11 protein-coding genes are annotated in these 13106 nt (G+C 67.8%); 8 read left to right on the forward strand and 3 right to left on the reverse strand.

The features are described from left to right. Positions 1-39: 39 nt before the first annotated feature. A complete protein-coding gene (gene glmS, locus IB230_RS15725; protein WP_192273722.1) occupies positions 40-1866 on the reverse strand; it encodes a glutamine--fructose-6-phosphate transaminase (isomerizing) in 1827 nt (608 codons plus the stop codon). A gap of 194 nt (positions 1867-2060) precedes the next feature. Between glmS and IB230_RS15730 the strand changes: the two genes are divergently transcribed. The 7 genes from IB230_RS15730 to IB230_RS15760 all read left to right on the forward strand — a co-directional run bounded on the left by IB230_RS15730 (position 2061) and on the right by IB230_RS15760 (position 10630). Then, complete coding sequence (locus IB230_RS15730; RefSeq protein WP_192273723.1) at positions 2061-3329, forward strand: efflux RND transporter periplasmic adaptor subunit; 1269 nt, start codon at positions 2061-2063, stop codon at positions 3327-3329. Between the two features lie 63 nt (positions 3330-3392). Further along, a complete protein-coding gene (locus IB230_RS15735) occupies positions 3393-4115 on the forward strand; it encodes an ABC transporter ATP-binding protein (RefSeq protein WP_062357085.1) in 723 nt (240 codons plus the stop codon). Between the two features lie 10 nt (positions 4116-4125). Further along, positions 4126-5436 carry an ABC transporter permease gene (locus IB230_RS15740; RefSeq protein ID WP_192273724.1) on the forward strand — a complete coding sequence of 437 codons (1311 nt, stop codon included), beginning with the start codon at positions 4126-4128 and terminating at the stop codon, positions 5434-5436. Positions 5437-5459: 23 nt separating this feature from the next. Then, positions 5460-6683, forward strand: coding sequence for an FtsX-like permease family protein (locus IB230_RS15745; RefSeq protein WP_192273725.1), 1224 nt, complete (start codon positions 5460-5462; stop codon positions 6681-6683). A gap of 63 nt (positions 6684-6746) precedes the next feature. After that, a complete protein-coding gene (locus IB230_RS15750) occupies positions 6747-7961 on the forward strand; it encodes an ABC transporter permease (RefSeq protein ID WP_192273726.1) in 1215 nt (404 codons plus the stop codon). Positions 7962-7964: 3 nt separating this feature from the next. Further along, positions 7965-9302 carry a sigma-54 dependent transcriptional regulator gene (locus tag IB230_RS15755; RefSeq protein ID WP_192273727.1) on the forward strand — a complete coding sequence of 446 codons (1338 nt, stop codon included), beginning with the start codon at positions 7965-7967 and terminating at the stop codon, positions 9300-9302. Further along, positions 9299-10630 carry a sensor histidine kinase gene (locus IB230_RS15760; RefSeq protein ID WP_192273728.1) on the forward strand — a complete coding sequence of 444 codons (1332 nt, stop codon included), beginning with the start codon at positions 9299-9301 and terminating at the stop codon, positions 10628-10630. Before IB230_RS15755 ends, IB230_RS15760 begins: the two co-directional genes overlap by 4 nt. A 76-nt stretch (positions 10631-10706) precedes the next feature. Here the strand turns inward: IB230_RS15760 and glmU are convergent, their stop codons facing one another. Then, positions 10707-12074, reverse strand: coding sequence for a bifunctional UDP-N-acetylglucosamine diphosphorylase/glucosamine-1-phosphate N-acetyltransferase GlmU (gene glmU / locus IB230_RS15765; RefSeq protein WP_192273729.1), 1368 nt, complete (start codon positions 12072-12074; stop codon positions 10707-10709). A 120-nt stretch (positions 12075-12194) separates the two neighbouring features. On the opposite strand from glmU, the gene IB230_RS15770 reads away from it, so the two are divergent. Beyond that, the gene (locus IB230_RS15770; protein ID WP_192273730.1) at positions 12195-12599 is read left to right on the forward strand and encodes a GtrA family protein; all 405 of its coding nucleotides are present in this window, start codon (positions 12195-12197) and stop codon (positions 12597-12599) included. Positions 12600-12659: 60 nt separating this feature from the next. On the opposite strand, the gene IB230_RS15775 is transcribed toward IB230_RS15770, so the two are convergent. Further along, entirely contained in the window at positions 12660-13082 is a 423-nt protein-coding gene (locus IB230_RS15775; protein WP_062357065.1) for a F0F1 ATP synthase subunit epsilon, read from the reverse strand. Positions 13083-13106: the final 24 nt, after the last annotated feature.

A 13106-nucleotide genomic window follows, 5' to 3' on the forward strand; every position in this document is an offset into this window, starting at 1 on the left:
CAAGAGCGGCCCGTTGCGTTTGCCGCATCGGAGAGCGACTTACTCCACCGTCACCGATTTGGCGAGGTTGCGCGGCTTGTCCACGTCGGTGCCGCGGGCCAGCGCGGTGTGGTACGCCAGCAGCTGCACGGGGATGGTGTGCACGATGGGACTGAGCACGCCGACGTGGCGCGGTGTACGGATGACGTGCACGCCTTCCGATTCGCTGAAGTGGCTGTCCTGGTCGGTGAACACGAACAGCTCGCCGCCGCGCGCACGCACTTCCTGCATGTTGGACTTGACCTTCTCCAGCAGCACGTCGTTCGGCGCGATCACCACCACCGGCATGTCGGCATCGACCAGCGCCAGCGGACCGTGCTTCAGTTCGCCGGCCGGATAGGCCTCGGCGTGGATGTAGGAGATTTCCTTCAGCTTGAGCGCGCCTTCCAGCGCGATCGGGTAATGCAGGCCGCGACCGAGGAACAGCGCGTCCGACTTGGGTGCGAAACGCTCCGCCCACGCCGCGATCTGCGGCTCCAGGTTCAGCGCATGCTGCACGCTGCCCGGCAGATGGCGCAGCTGCTCCAGGTAATCGGCTTCCTGCTCGGGCGTGACCTTGCCGCGCAGCTTGCCGAGCACGACGGTCAGCTGGAACAGCGCTGCCAGCTGGGTGGTGAAGGCCTTGGTCGACGCCACGCCGATTTCGGCACCGGCGCGCGTGTAGCAGACAAGTTCGCTGGCGCGCGGAATCGCGCTTTCCGGCACGTTGCAGATCGACAGCGTGTGCTGGTGGCCCAATGACTTGGCGTATTTCAGTGCCTCCATCGTGTCCAGCGTTTCGCCGGACTGCGAAATGGTGACGATGAGGTGCTTGGGATTGGCGTACGCGGCGCGGTAGCGGTACTCGCTGGCGATTTCGACATTGCACGGCAGGCCGGAGATCGCCTCCATCCAGTAGCGTGCCGTCATACCGGCGTAGTAGCTGGTGCCGCAGGCGAGGATCTGCACGCCCTCGATGTCCTTGAGCGCCGCTTCCGCGTTGGCGCCGAACAACGCCGGCGAGAAGCCGCTATCGATCACCGCCTCGATGGTGTCGGCGATCGCGCGCGGCTGCTCGTGGATTTCCTTCTGCATGAAGTGGCGGTACGGGCCCAGTTCCAGTGAAGCCAGCGACACGTCCGACACATGCACGTCGCGCTGCGCGAGCTGGTTCTGGCCGTCGTACACGGTGACACCGGCGCGCGTGACCTCGGCAGTGTCGCCTTCTTCCAGGAAGATCACGCGGCGCGTGGCCTGGATGATCGCGGACACGTCGGAGGCGATGAAGTTCTCGCCCTCGCCCAGGCCGATCAGCAGCGGACAGCCCATGCGCGCGCAGACCATGCGGTCCGGCTCCTTGCGGCTGACCACGGCCAGTGCGTACGCGCCGGTCAGTTCCTTCACCGTGCGCTGCAGCGCAGCCAGCAGATCGTCACCGCCCTTCAGATGGTGATGCATCAGGTGGGCGATCACTTCCGTGTCGGTCTGCGACTCGAACACGTAGCCGAGCGCGCGCAGTTTCTCGCGCTGCTCCTCGTGGTTCTCGATGATGCCGTTGTGCACCAGCGCCACACCGTGGCTGATGTGCGGATGGGCGTTGGCTTCGGTGACGCCGCCATGGGTCGCCCAGCGCGTATGCCCGATGCCCAGGCTGGCGTTGAAGCCCTCGGCCGCGGCAGCGCCCTCCATCTCGGCCACGCGGCCGGTCCGGCGCACGCGGCGCACGTCCTGCTGGTCGACCACCGCGATGCCCGCGGAATCGTAGCCCCGGTATTCCAGCCGCTTCAGTCCCTCGATCAGTACCGGCACCACGTCGCGATCGGCAATCGCACCCACAATTCCGCACATAGGCCTGTGTCTTCCCTCTGAATGAAACGAACGGACATTCTACGTGTCCGGTACTGGACAGGCCCTGTCCGCTGGGTGTCCGCGGACACCCGGACAGTCATCCGTATCGGACAACCCCCTTTTGAATCAATCGCTTGCGTTTGGCACGCATCCTGCTGAGACAAGCAGGTCATTCTCAAGAACGCATGCCACCGATGATTCGGGACACCTCCGCGCAAGACCGAGTGCTCAGCTCCTCGCAGACCCGTCCGGCCTGGCGCCGCTGGATCTGGCCCGCCGCCGGCGGCGCCCTGCTGCTGGCCGGCATCGTGTTCGCCGCGCGCGGCTGGCTGGCCGGCACGGCCTCGATCGACGGCACCCGCCTGCGCATCGCCGAGGTCACCCGTGGCGACCTGGTCCGTGACATCGCCGCGGACGGTCGCGTCATCGCCGCCAACAGCCCGACCCTGTACGCCATCGCCGGCGGCGTGGTCACACTGAAGGTCGTGGCCGGCGACAAGGTCAGCAAGGGCCAGCCGCTGGCCGAGATCGACAGCCCCGAACTGCGCAGCAAGCTGGCGCAGGAACAGACCACGCTCGCCGGCCTGGAGGCCGAGGCGAGCCGCGCGATGCTGGACGCCAGCGTCACCCGTGCCAACGCGCAGAAGGCGCTGGACCAGGCCGGTATCGAACGTCAGGCGGCCGAGCGCACGTTGCAGCGCTACCAGCGTGGCTACGATGGCGGCGCCGTGCCGCAGGTCGACGTGCTGGAAGCGCAGGACAACCTGCGCAAGAGCGAGATCGCGCTGTCCCACGCGCAGAAGGATGCCGGCCTGCAGGGCCAGGGCGCCGGCCTCGACGCTCGCAACAAGCAACTGCTCGCCGACCGCCAGCGCGCGGTGGTCGCGGAAGTGCAGCGCCAGGTCGACGCGCTGACGCTGCGCGCACCGTTCGATGGCCAGGTCGGCCAGGTGCAGGCGGTGCAGCGTTCGAACGTGGCGATCAACGCGCCGGTGCTGAGCGTGGTCGACCTGTCGGTGTTCGAAGTCGAGATCAAGGTGCCGGAGAGCTTCGCGCGCGACCTCGCCATCGGCATGCCGGCCACGCTGACCAGCGCCGGCCAGCCGTACGCCGGCGAGATCTCCGCGGTGTCGCCGGAAGTGGTGGGCGGCGAAGTCGTCACCCGCCTGCGCTTCTCCGACAAGCAGCCGCCCGGCCTGCGCCAGAACCAGCGCCTGTCCGCACGCATCCTGATGGACACGCGCCGCAACGTGCTGATGGTCGAACGCGGCCCGTTCCTCGAGCAGGGTGGTGGCCGGTACGCCTACGTCATGGACGGCAGCTCCGCCGTGCGCCGTCCCGTCCAGCTGGGTGTCAGCAGCCTGAGCAGTATCGAAGTGCTCGGCGGCCTGCAGCCCGGCGACAAGGTCGTCGTCTCCGGCAGCGACCTGTTCGGCGACGCCGAACGCGTCTCGATCAACTGATCCTCCCCCGCTCCCTCCCCCCGCCTTTCCATTCCACGCCAGAACCCGAAGAAGGAACCCGCCATGCTTGAGATGCGCCAAGTCGCCAAGGTCTACCGCACCGAACAGGTGGAAACGCATGCGCTGCGTTCGCTCGACCTGCATGTCCGCGAGGGCGAGTTCGTCGCCGTCACCGGTCCGTCGGGCTCCGGCAAGACCACGTTCCTCAACATCGCCGGCCTGCTGGAGACCTTCACTGGCGGCCAGTTCCTGCTCGACGGCCAGGACGTCAGCCATCTCGGCGACGACGCGCGCTCGCGCCTGCGCAACCAGAAGATCGGCTTCATCTTCCAGGGCTTCAACCTGATCCCCGACCTGAACCTGTTCGACAACGTCGATGTCCCGTTGCGCTACCGCGGCATGCCGGCGGCCGAACGTAAGCAGCGCATCGAAGATGCGCTGGCGCGCGTGGGCCTGGGCTCGCGCATGAAGCACTTCCCGGCCGAACTGTCGGGCGGCCAGCAGCAGCGCACCGCGATCGCGCGCGCGCTCGCCGGCAGCCCGCGCCTGCTGCTGGCGGACGAACCGACCGGCAACCTGGACTCGCAGATGGCGCGCGGCGTGATGGAGCTGATGGAGGAGATCAACCGCCAGGGCACGACCATCATCATGGTCACGCACGACCCTGAACTGGCCGCGCGCGCGCAGCGCAACGTGCACATCGTCGACGGCATGGCCACCGACCTGTCGGTGGAGCCCGCGCTGATCCGCGCGGCGCACGCCGCCGAAGCCAACGCCTCCGCCTGAGGACCCCGCCATGTTCGGCTACTACTTCTCCCTCGCGCTGCGCAGCTTCAAGCGCAACAAGGCGCTGACCTTCCTGATGGTGCTGGCCATCGCGCTCGGCATCGGCGCCAGCATGACCACGCTGACCGTGTTCTACGTGCTATCCGGCGATCCGATCCCGCAGAAGAGCGACAAGCTCTTCTACCCGCGGATCGACCCGCGCTCGATGAACGGCTTCACCCCCGGCGAAGAGCCGGAAGACCAGTTCACCCGCTTCGACGCCGAGCGCCTGTTGCGCGACAAGAAGGGCGACCGCCAGGCGCTGATGAGCGGCGGCGCGTCGTCGGTCGAATCCGAAGACGGCAAGATCGAGCCGTTCCGGGTCGATGCACGCTACACCACCGCGGACTTCTTCCCGATGTTCGATGTGCCGTTCCGCTACGGCAACGGCTGGTCGGCGGCGGACGACGAATCGCGCGCGCGTGTCGCCGTCATTTCGAAGGCCCTCAACGACAAGCTGTTCGGCGGCGCCAACAGCGTGGGTCGCGACCTCAAGGCCTCCGGCGCCACGTTCCGCATCATCGGCGTGCTGGAGGAGTGGCGCCCCGCGCCGAAGTTCTACGACATGACGCAGGACCGCTTCACCGAAGTGGAGCAACTGTTCGTGCCGTTCTGGACCGCCCTCAACGTGAAGATGGGCACCCAGGGCAACATGAACTGCTGGGGTGACTCCAGCGGGGAAGAAGAAGGGTCGCGCGGCCCCAATGCGCCGTGCTCATGGCTGCAGTACTGGGTCGAGCTGGGCACGCCGGCGAAAGTCGAAGCCTACAAGCAATACCTGGCGAACTATTCCGACCAGCAGCGCGCGGCGGGCCGCTTCGAGCGTCCCAACAACGTGGACCTGCACAGCGTGATGCAGTGGCTCGACAAGCAGGGCGCGGTGCCCGGCGACGTGCGCCTGCAGGTGTGGCTGGCGTTCGGCTTCCTGGCCGTCTGCCTGCTCAACACGGTGGGCCTGCTGCTGGCGAAGTTCCTCGGACGCTCCTCGCAGATCGGCGTGCGGCGCGCACTGGGCGCGACGCGCAAGGCGATCTTCGCGCAATGCCTGGTCGAGGCCGGTACGGTCGGCCTGGTCGGCGGCGTGCTGGGGCTGGTGCTGGCCTGGCTGGGCCTGCTGGCGGTCCGCCAGCAGCCGGCAGGGTATGCCGACCTGGCCCACATGGACCTGAAGATGCTGCTGGCCACCTTCGCGCTGGCGATCGTCGCCAGCCTGCTCGCCGGGATGCTGCCCGCCTGGCGCGCGATGCAGGTGACGCCCGCCATCCAGCTCAAGAGCCAGTGACCCATCCATCCAAGAGGCACGTCATGGACATCCGTCCCATTCTTTCCACCCTGGCCCGCCACAAGACGGCCGCCGCGCTGATCGTGCTGGAAGTGGCGCTGTCGTGCGCCATCATCTGCAACGCGGTCTTCCTGATCACCCAGCGACTGGAGCGCATCGACCGTCCCACCGGCCTGGCCAACGAGGAGATCGTGCGCATCAGCATGGGCAACCTCGGCGAGAACCCCGATGCCGACGCGCTGGTGAAGCAGGACGTCGCCAGCCTGCGTGCACTGCCCGGCGTAAAGGCTGCCGGCAGCATCAACCACGTGCCGTTCGACAACTCCTCGTGGAACACCTCGATCCAGCTGGTACCGAACCAGGAGCGCCCCTCCGCGCAGGCGAACGTCTACCTGGGCGATGCGGTGATCGACACGCTGGGCCTGCGGTTGGCCGAAGGTCGCGACTTCACGGCGGACGAGTACTCCAACTGGACGGAGATGAACAAGCAGAACGCGAAGGTCATGATGCCGTCCGTGATCATCAGCCGGGAACTGGCGAACAAGCTGTTTCCGGGTGAGAGCGCGATCGGCAAGAACATCATCTCGTGGAATGCCGACAACGTGCCGCACCGCGTGGTCGGCGTGGTCGAGCGCCTGATCCGCACCAACGACAACGGCGGTCCCGCGGAAGCCGGCTACACGATGATCCTGCCGGCGAAGGACATCACCATGGGGACGTTCGTGCTGCGTACCACGCCCGAGCGTCGTGCCGAAGTGCAGAAGGCGGCCATCGCCACGCTGGAGAAGAACAGCGCACGCCGGCTGATTCTGCGCGAAGGCACGTTCACCGAGATTATGGACAAGTACTACCAGGGCGACCGCGCGATGGCGTGGCTGTTGCTCACCGTGATCGTCTCGCTGCTGATCGTCACCGCGCTGGGCATCGTCGGCCTGGCCAGCTTCTGGGTGCAGCAGCGGACCAAGCAGATCGGCATCCGCCGTGCGCTGGGTGCGACGAAGGGACAGATCCTGCGCTACTTCCAGACCGAGAACTTCCTGCTGGCGACCATCGGCATCGTCATCGGCATGATCCTGGCCTACGGCATCAACCAGTTGCTGATGGGCAAGTACGAACTGCCGCGCCTGCCGCTGCTGTACCTGCCCGTGGGCGCCGTGCTGCTGTGGCTGCTCGGCCAGGTCGCCGTGTACGGACCGGCGCGCAAGGCCGCGTCGGTGCCGCCGGCCGTGGCGACGCGCACCGCCTGACCGTTCCCCGTCCGTCCGCCACCATGCACGCCATCGGGCGTGCATGGTCCATCGGAGAGGCCGATGCCGTCTTCCCCGTTCCTGCTGCTGGGCCGGCCGCGCGCGGGCACTTGGCTGCTCGCCCTGCAGCTGGCGATCGGCGTGGTGCTGTGCCTGCACGCGTGGCAGGCCATGGAGGCATCGCAAGCAGCGCGCACCAGCCCCAGCGGCATCGACGAGACACATCTGCTGCTCGTGCCGTGGCTGCAGACGGCGGCCGGCAACCACGTCGAGACCGCCGACGTCCTGCGGGTGCTGCGTACCGTCCCCGGCGTGCAGACAGCGGCCGCGACCAACCAGGCGCCCTACGGCAACAGCGCATGGAGCGTCCACGTGTGGGCAGACGAGGATCACGCATCGCGCCCGCTGGTTTCGACGTATCTGGCGGACGAGCGCTTCTTCGCCACGCTCGGCATCGCGCTCTCACGCGGCCGCGCATTCGCGACAACGGACTACCAGGACTACACGGGTGACCAGCAGCGTCTGCACGCGGACCCGGCGCCCGTCATCCTCTCGGCCGCGCTTGCCCGGCGCCTGTACGGCGCCGCCGACCCACTGGGCCGGACATTGCAGATGTTGCCGGGCAAACGGCTGCACGTCATCGGCGTGATCGACCGGATCCCGCTGCCCGCCAGTGCGCATCGCCGCGACGGTACCGCCCTCGTGCTGCCTGTCCGCATGACGCGCGCCGATGAAGCCCACTTCCTCGTCCGCTACGCCGGCACCGCCGACGTCGTGTCGGTACGCATGCGCGCGGCCCTGAAAGAAGCGTATGCCGGCGCCGTCATCCCCACACCAGAGGCCATGTCCACCTTGCGCGAGCGCGCCTCGCAGGACGTCCTGCACCGCGCCCGCGCATCGCTGGCGGTGTGCGCCGCCTGGTGGCTGCTGACCCTGGGCATGCTGACGCTGGGTGGCCATCGCTGGATCCAGGAGCACACCCAGGAGTTCAGCCTGCGCCGTGCCTTTGGCGCGACCGCCCTGCAGTTGGCGCGCCGGCTGCGCTGCGAATACCTGCTCCTCGCTGCCATCGCGTCGGTCCTCGGTATGGCGTGTGCGGCCTGGGCGCTGCCACCACTGCTGCCGACGTGGAGTCCGTCCGCACCGTCGGCGGCATCGCTCGCGGCCATCGCCCTGTGGACCATCGTGGCCGTGCAGTCCGCTGCCGCGTGGCCTGTCCGCCTGACGCGACGCATCCCCCCGCATCTCGTCAGCCGCAGCCCTTCGGTTAGGCTATAGCGCATGCCCACCATCCTCGTCATCGACGACAACCTGGCCGTCAGTACGGCACTGGAAGTCCTCTTTTCGCTGCACGACATCGATACGTTGCACGCGGAGTCGCCCGCGGCCGGGCTGACGCTGCTGCGTGAGCAGCACATCGACCTGGTCATCCAGGACATGAACTTCACCCAGGACACCACGTCGGGCGCGGAAGGCGAGCAGCTCTTCGCCGACATCCGCGCACAGTGGCCGGACATGCCGGTGATCCTGCTGACCGCGTGGACGCATCTCGAGGTTGCGGTGAACCTGGTGAAGGCCGGTGCCGCCGACTACGTCGCCAAACCGTGGGACGACCGCAAGCTGCTCGCCACGGTCAACACATTGCTGGAACTCGCCGAGGCGCGTAGCGAACTCGAGCGTCGCCGCAGCCGCGAGCGTCGTGGCCGCGACCAGCTCTCCAGCAAGTACGACCTGCGCAACCTGGTGTTCGAGGATCCGGCCAGCGAGCGCGTGATCGCACTCGCCTGTCAGGTCGCACGCTCCGACCTGCCGGTGCTGATCACCGGCCCGAACGGTGCGGGCAAGGAAAAGATCGCCGAGATCATCCAGGCCAACTCCAGCGTCAGGTCGGGCGCCTTCGTCACGCTCAACTGCGGCGCGCTGCCATCGGAACTGATCGAAGCCGAACTGTTCGGTGCCGATGCCGGCGCCTACACCGGCGCCAACAAGGCGCGCGAGGGCAAGTTCGAAGCGGCCGATGGCGGCACGCTGTTCCTCGACGAGATCGGCAACCTGCCGCTGACCGGGCAGATGAAGCTGTTGCGCGTGCTGGAGACCGGGCGCTTCGAGCGCCTAGGCTCCAATCGCGAACGGCATGTCACCGTGCGCGTGATCAGCGCGACCAACGCCGACCTGCCCGCGATGATCCGCGACGGCAGCTTCCGCGAAGACCTCTACTACCGCCTCAACGCGATCGAACTCGCGCTGCCGCCGCTGGCCGAGCGTCCCGGCGACATCCTGCCGCTGGCCGAACGCTTCCGCCCCGCCGACAAGCCGCTGGCCGAAAGCGCGCGCGCCGCGCTGCTGCGCCACGCCTGGCCGGGTAACGTGCGCGAGCTGCGCAACGTCATCCAGCGCGCCGGGCTGCTGGCGATGGGCGACCGCATCGAGGCCGCCGACCTCAACCTGCCGCGTCCCGCACCGGTGCGCAGTGCGGCCGTCGCGGAGCCGGAACGTGCCGACATCGAAACCGCCATCGCGCGTGCCGGTGGCGTCATCGCGCAGGCCGCCGCCGATCTCGGCATGAGCCGGCAGGCGCTGTACCGGCGCATGGAACGGTTCGGCATCAAGGCGCCATGATCCGTCGTTCGCTCGCCGGCCGCGTGCTGTCCTGGCTGCTGCCCCTGCTGGCGCTGGCGGTGGTGTTGCCGATCCTGCTGTCGCACTGGATCGGCGACGATGTGGTGGCCGCACTGGTATCGGTCATCGTGGTCCTGCCACTGGCGATGTGGGCGATCCGACGCGGCCTGCGCAGCACCCATTCGCTGTTCCGCGCGTTGGCCGGCAGCGTCAACAGCTATCGCGACGGCGAATACAACTTCGGTATCCACTGGCGCGGCCACGACGAACTCGCCGAACTGGTGCAGGCGCACTCTGCGCTCGGCGAGGTATTGCGCGAGCAGCGCCTGAGCCTGGTCCAGCGCGAACTGCTGCTCGACACCATGGTGCAGAACACCCCGGTCGCCATGCTGCTGGTCGCGCCCGGCGGCGACGGCGTCCGCCGGGTGATCTTCGCCAACGTGGCGGCGCGCAAGCTGCTGCACAGCGGCTGGAAACTCGAAGGCCAGGACTACGAAGCGTTGATCGGATCCGCCCCGGTCGAGATGCGCGAAGCGCTCGCTCGCGGTGGCGACAGCCTGTTCGCCATCGGCAGCGAAGAGGAAGACGGCGAGGAACAGGTGTACCACCTCGCGCGTCGCAGCTTCCGCCTCAACGGGCGTCCGCATGAGCTGTTGCTGCTGCGCCTGCTGACCAGCGAGCTGCGGCGGCAGGAAGTGATGACGTGGAAGAAGGTCATCCGCGTGATCAGCCACGAACTCAACAATTCGCTCGCACCGGTGGCGTCGCTCGCGCATTCTGGCGCGGAGCTGGTGCGCCGTGGGCGCCATGAGCGGCTGGAAGAGGTCTTCGGCACCATCGAGGACCGCGCACGCCACCTGGAAGGTTTCATCCGCGGTTATGCCCGCTTCGCCAAGCTGCCTTCGCCGCAACTGCAGACGGTGCACTGGCGCGCGTTCTTCGAAGGCCTGCAGCGGCAGATCGGCTTCGAGCTGAACATGACGGAGACCGAGATCGATGGCCGCATCGACATCGCGCAGCTGGAGCAGGCGCTGCTCAACCTGCTCAAGAATGCGCACGAATCGGGCACGACGGCCGACGGCGTGTCGGTGCGCCTGACCCGCCTGCCCGGCTGGCTGCGCATCGAGGTGATGGACCGCGGCACCGGCATGAACGAATCGGTGCTGCAGAACGCGCTGGTACCGTTCTATTCGACCAAGCGCAACGGCACCGGGCTGGGCCTCGCGCTGACCCGCGAGATCATCGAGGCCCACGGCGGGCGGTTGTCGCTGCACAACCGCGAAGGCGGCGGCTTGTGCGTGTCGATACAGCTACCGGAGACCGCGTAGGGCGGGCCTTGGCCCGCCGCCGTCGATCCGATCCGATTAGATCCGGAAAGTGTGGCGGGCCAAGGCCCGCCCCGCATCACTTCGGCTTCTTCACTGGCCGCCGCCAGCCTTCGATGCTGACCTGACGCGCACGCGCGACGGTGAGCGTATCGGCCGGCGCATTCTTCGAGATCACCGAGCCTGCGCCGATGGTCGCGCCATCGGCCAGCGTCACCGGCGCGACCAGCGAGGAGTTGGAGCCAACGAAGACGCGGTCGCCGATCGTCGTCACGAACTTGTTCACACCGTCGTAGTTGCAGGTGATGGTGCCGGCGCCGATGTTGGTGCCGCTGCCGATCACGGTGTCGCCGAGATAGGTCAGGTGGTTGGCCTTGCTGCCGACGCCGATGCGCGCGTTCTTCGTCTCGACGAAGTTGCCGACGTGCACGCCGTCGGCCAGCTGCGTACCGGGACGCAGGCGCGCATACGGGCCGATCAATGCAGCGCCTTCGCTGACGACGCCCTCGAGATCGCAGTGCGCACGCACCTGCGTGCCGGCGCCCAGCTTCACGTCCTTGAGACGCGAGAACGGACCGACGATGACGCCGTCGCCCAGTTCGATCTCGCCTTCCAGCACCACGTCCACATCGATCTGCACGTCGCGACCGACCTTGACGGTACCGCGCTGGTCGAAACGCGCGGGATCGATCAGGCGTGCGCCCTGCGTGCACAACGCGCGCGCGGCACGCAGCTGGTAGGCGCGCTCGAGCTGCGACAGCTGCCAGGGATCGTTCGCGCCTTCGGCCTCGATCGGTTCACCGACCAGCACCATTTCGGCCGGCGTGAATTCCTCCGCCGCCATCGCGAACACGTCGGTCAGGTAGTACTCGCCCTGCGCGTTCTCGTTGGACAGGCGCGCCAGCCAGCCCTTCAGCGCGCTGCCGTCTGCGGCGATGATGCCGGTGTTGATGGTACGGATGCGGCGCTGTTCCTCGTCCGCATCCTTGTGTTCGACGATCGCCGCCACACGGCCCGCTTCGTCGCGCACGATGCGTCCGTATCCGGTGGGATCGACCGGCTCGGCGACCAGCACCGCCAGCCGCCCGGGTGCGTCCAGCAAGCGCTGCAACGTCTCACTGCGGGTCAGCGGCACGTCGCCGTACAGCACCAGCACACGTGCACCGTCGGGAATCTCCGGCATCGCCTGCGCCACCGCATGGCCGGTACCCAGCTGCTGCGCCTGATGCGCCCAGTGCAGGTCGCCCTGGTCGGCGAGCGCCGCCTGCACCTGATCGCCGCCGTGCCCGTACACCACATGCACGCCGGCCGGCGCCAGCGCGCGCGCCGCATCGATCACGTGCCCGAGCATCGGCCGTCCGGCGATGGGCTGCAGCACCTTGGGCAGCGCGGACTTCATGCGCTTGCCTTCGCCGGCGGCGAGGATCACGACGTGCAGTGGCTTCATCTGGACTTCCCTGAGTAAGTGCGTGGCGCGAAGAGACCGCATGGTAACAAGTCCCTTCTTGAACGCAGATCGCAGCGGGATCGTGCCACCAGAACGGAGGACCGCAGGTAACATGCGGCCATGACCCTCCCCCCCCCTCGCCACACCTTGTTCCGCCAAGGCGGCAGCTACGTCGTGGTCGGCCTGCTGCAACTGCTGTTGGACTGGCTGCTGTTCGTCGCGCTGACCGTGCTGGGCATCGCGGCGGCACCCGCCAACCTCGCCGGCCGCATCGGCGGCGCCTTGCTGGGCTTCTGGTTGAACGGGCGGGTGACGTTCGCGCAGGCGGGCGACGCGCGACTGGGCTGGTGGCGCTTCGGCAAGTTCCTGCTGGTCTGGATCCCGTTGACCGTCGTCAGCACGCTGGCGGTGACCTGGGTCGCCGGGACGCTGGGGCTCGCGCATGCGTGGCTGGCCAAGCCGCTGGTGGAAGGTGCGCTCGCCGTGGTCGCATTCTTCCTGTGGCGGCACGTGGTGTACCGCTGACGGTGGAAACGAAAACGCCGGCACGAGGCCGGCGTTCCGATGACGCGATGGCGATCGACCTCAGTGCTTGAGGTTCTTGCGCAGGCGCTCCAGCGCGCTGAGCTGGGCGATGCTCATCGCCAGCTGGGCCTGGGCTTCTTCCACGCTCATCTTCGGATCCTGCTTGGACAGGATGCGCTCGGCTTCTTCCTTGGCCTTGCGGACCGAGGCTTCGTCGATGTCCTGCGCGCGGATCGCGGTGTCGGCCAGCACGGTGACGACCTGCGGCTGCACCTCAAGGATGCCGCCGGAGATGGCGAAGTCCAGCTGCTCGCCGGAGGCCAGCGTCACCACCACCTTGCCCGGCTTCAGGCGGGTGATCAGCGGCGCGTGCTTCGGCGCGATGCCGAGTTCGCCCAGCTCGCCGGTGGCGACGACCAGGGTGGCTTCACCGTGGAAGATCTCCTGCTCGGCGCTGACGATGTCGCAACGGATGGTGCTCATGGAACTCTCTTTGGCTCGTGGGGC

Origin of the sequence: Pseudoxanthomonas sp. PXM01 (assembly GCF_014851815.1) — a bacterium.
Lineage (GTDB): Bacteria > Pseudomonadota > Gammaproteobacteria > Xanthomonadales > Xanthomonadaceae > Pseudoxanthomonas_A.

What these genes read in the sequence shown, in the direction of transcription:
- glmS (WP_192273722.1), bottom strand. Translation starts at nt 1,866, where the DNA reads ATGTGCGGAATTGTGGGTGCGATTGCCGATCGCGACGTGGTGCCGGTA.
- IB230_RS15730 (WP_192273723.1), top strand. Translation starts at nt 2,061, where the DNA reads ATGATTCGGGACACCTCCGCGCAAGACCGAGTGCTCAGCTCCTCGCAG.
- IB230_RS15735 (WP_062357085.1), top strand. Translation starts at nt 3,393, where the DNA reads ATGCTTGAGATGCGCCAAGTCGCCAAGGTCTACCGCACCGAACAGGTG.
- IB230_RS15740 (WP_192273724.1), top strand. Translation starts at nt 4,126, where the DNA reads ATGTTCGGCTACTACTTCTCCCTCGCGCTGCGCAGCTTCAAGCGCAAC.
- IB230_RS15745 (WP_192273725.1), top strand. Translation starts at nt 5,460, where the DNA reads ATGGACATCCGTCCCATTCTTTCCACCCTGGCCCGCCACAAGACGGCC.
- IB230_RS15750 (WP_192273726.1), top strand. Translation starts at nt 6,747, where the DNA reads ATGCCGTCTTCCCCGTTCCTGCTGCTGGGCCGGCCGCGCGCGGGCACT.
- IB230_RS15755 (WP_192273727.1), top strand. Translation starts at nt 7,965, where the DNA reads ATGCCCACCATCCTCGTCATCGACGACAACCTGGCCGTCAGTACGGCA.
- IB230_RS15760 (WP_192273728.1), top strand. Translation starts at nt 9,299, where the DNA reads ATGATCCGTCGTTCGCTCGCCGGCCGCGTGCTGTCCTGGCTGCTGCCC.
- glmU (WP_192273729.1), bottom strand. Translation starts at nt 12,074, where the DNA reads ATGAAGCCACTGCACGTCGTGATCCTCGCCGCCGGCGAAGGCAAGCGC.
- IB230_RS15770 (WP_192273730.1), top strand. Translation starts at nt 12,195, where the DNA reads ATGACCCTCCCCCCCCCTCGCCACACCTTGTTCCGCCAAGGCGGCAGC.
- IB230_RS15775 (WP_062357065.1), bottom strand. Translation starts at nt 13,082, where the DNA reads ATGAGCACCATCCGTTGCGACATCGTCAGCGCCGAGCAGGAGATCTTC.